The organism is Pseudomonas sp. HMWF006 (assembly GCF_003061205.1).
Taxonomy (GTDB): Bacteria; Pseudomonadota; Gammaproteobacteria; order Pseudomonadales; family Pseudomonadaceae; genus Aquipseudomonas; species Aquipseudomonas monsensis.
On the sequence record NZ_QAIU01000643.1, the window covers coordinates 10,939 to 13,367 of the forward strand.

The 2,429-nt window shown below is 60.4% G+C and carries 1 protein-coding gene and 2 pseudogenes; all 3 read right to left on the reverse strand.

Annotated elements, in window-relative coordinates:
- Positions 1-259: pseudogene (locus DBR24_RS34460) on the reverse strand (efflux RND transporter permease subunit); the annotation flags it as partial.
- Positions 260-274: 15 nt separating this feature from the next.
- Entirely contained in the window at positions 275-1,528 is a 1,254-nt protein-coding gene (gene mexE / locus DBR24_RS29770; protein ID WP_128616485.1) for a multidrug efflux RND transporter periplasmic adaptor subunit MexE, read from the reverse strand.
- 261 nt (positions 1,529-1,789) lie between these two features.
- Positions 1,790-2,429, reverse strand: a pseudogene (locus tag DBR24_RS29775) (dipeptidase); the annotation flags it as partial.

Consider the following 2,429-nt stretch of genomic DNA (forward strand, 5'->3'; position numbering starts at 1 on the left):
CGGCGGTCGACTGCGAGGACATGTACAGCATGTTCTCGACGCCGGTGATGGCCTGCTCCAGCGGAGCGGCCACGGTTTCACCGATGACTTTAGGGTTGGCGCCCGGGAAGTTGGCACGTACCACCACGGTTGGCGGCACGACTTCCGGGTATTCGCTGATCGGTAGCTGGAACAGCGAGATCGCACCGGCGATCAGGATCAGCAGCGACAGCACCGCTGCGAAGATGGGCCGTGAAATGAAGAATTGGGAAAAATTCATCGGAGTTGTCGTCCCTTAACCGCGTGGGGTCGTAGCAGCCAGCTTCACAACCGAACCGGACGCGCCTTTGGCAGGGGCGACTTTGGGCAGGTTGCTGGCTTCCAGCGCTTGACGTTGTTGAGCCAGGGCGGCAATGGTTTGCTCGCTGGCCATCGGGATTACTTCAGGGGTGACCGGAGAACCCGGACGTACTCGCTGCAGACCCTTGACGATGATCGTGTCGTCTTTGTTCAGGCCAGTACGGACGATGCGCAGGCCTTCGATCTTCGGACCCAGTTCAACGGCGCGGTAGGCGGTCTTGTTGTCCGCATCCATCACCAGCACGAACTTCTTGCCCAGGTCAGTACCGACCGCTTCGTCATTGATCAGCATGGCGTTGTAGGTGCCGCTGCCGACCAGTTTCAAGCGTGCGTACAGGCCCGGGGTGTAGGTGCCGTCGCTGTTGTCGAACACCGCACGACCACGGATGGTGCCGGTTTTCGGGTTGACCTGGTTGTCGACGAAGTTCATCTGGCCGAGGTGCGGGTTGCCGTCTTCATTGGACAAGCCCATGTACACCGGGGTAGTGGCGCCGCGTTGACCGTTACGGGCTAACTGGGTGTATTTGAGGAACACGCGCTCGTCGGCGTCGAAGTAGGCGTAGACCTTGTCGGTGGACACGACGCTGGTCAGCGCTGTGGTGTCGGCGGTCACCAGGTTGCCGGCGGTGATCTCGGCACGGCTGACGCGGCCACTGATTGGCGCGGTCACGCGGGTAAAACTCAGGTTCAGTTTGGCCAGGTCCAGTTGCGCTTGCAGGGCGCCGACGGCGGCGCGGGCCTCTTGCGCAGCGCTGGTGCGCGAGTCGGCCAGTTCGGCAGAGATGGCGTTGCTGGCACGCAGGCGTTCACCGCGGCCGGCTTCGTTTTCACTGCGGGTGGCGTTGGCGCGGGCCTGGGCGACCAGGGCTTCGAGGCGGCGGACCTCGGCCTGGAACGGACGTGGGTCGATCTGGAACAGCAAATCGCCTTTCTTGACCAGCGCACCTTCGGTGAAGGCGACGTCGTCGATCTGGCCGGAGACCCGTGGACGGATTTCAACGGTTTCCGGCGCCTCGAGGCGCCCGGTGAATTCGTCCCACTCGTTGACCGGTTGTTCCAGCACCTTGGCCACGCTGACTTTCGCTGCGGGCATGGTGGCGGCAGTCTCCGGAGTCTTGCCGCAAGCGCTCATCACCAGCACGGCCAACAGGGCCAACGGGAAGCGCAAATGTTTGAGTGACTGTTCCATGGATGCATCCGCCAATGTATTGAAGATGGGCGGATGATGCTCGGCGAGGTGTGATGGCACGAATCGAATGAAGCAAAGGTAACTATCATTCGGAATGATATAAGGCTCGAGCGAGCCCTCTAGCATGCACCTTTCGTTAGGTGGCTATCAATCGGTTTGATGATCATTCTGTGTTGCCTGCTGCGCAACGATGAGCGGCGAGGATTATCCGGCGATTAAAAAATTGTGGCGAGGGAGCCAGCTTCCTCGCCACAAATGCTGTTAAAGCTTCGGTAACTGGCCGATCCGGCCCATCATTTCCGTGACGATCTGCAGATCGAGCTGGAATTGATCGACGGTCTTGAATTCACCGTCGGTGTGGCCGGTGTACTTGACCTCCGGGCGCGCCAGACCGAATTGCACGCCATTTGGCAACTCATGCACCGACGTCGCCCCAGCGGACGTGCCGAACTCGTGTTTCATACCGAGGTTTTCCGTCGAGACCGCCAGCAGCGCCTTGACCCATTCGCCCTCAGGGTTGCGATACATCGGTTCGGCAATCGAATAGTCGAAGGCGACGGCTACGTGATTCTTCTTGCTCCACGCTGCCAGTTTGTCGGCGATTTCAGCCTTGAGCTTCTCCGGCGATTTACCCTTCGGAACGCGCAGGTTGACCGCGAGTTTGAAGGCGTTGTCGTCCATTGCGACGTAAGTCAGCGAAGTGGTCAGCGGCCCCATGAAGGCGTCGGAGAAACCGACGCCCAGTGTGTTGCCGAGGTAATCCAGGCCCCAGTTGTCGGCGGCGTACCGCGCGGCATCGGTGATGTGGTTGTGCTTGAACGCGACTTTGCCATCAAGGCTATTGATGAAGACCAGCATCCGCGCCACCGGATTGACCCCGGATTCCGGCTCGGAGGATTGG

Bases quoted from the DNA above. Each gene is read 5' to 3' on its own strand.
- mexE (WP_128616485.1), bottom strand. From the start codon at position 1,528: ATGGAACAGTCACTCAAACATTTGCGCTTCCCGTTGGCCCTGTTGGCC.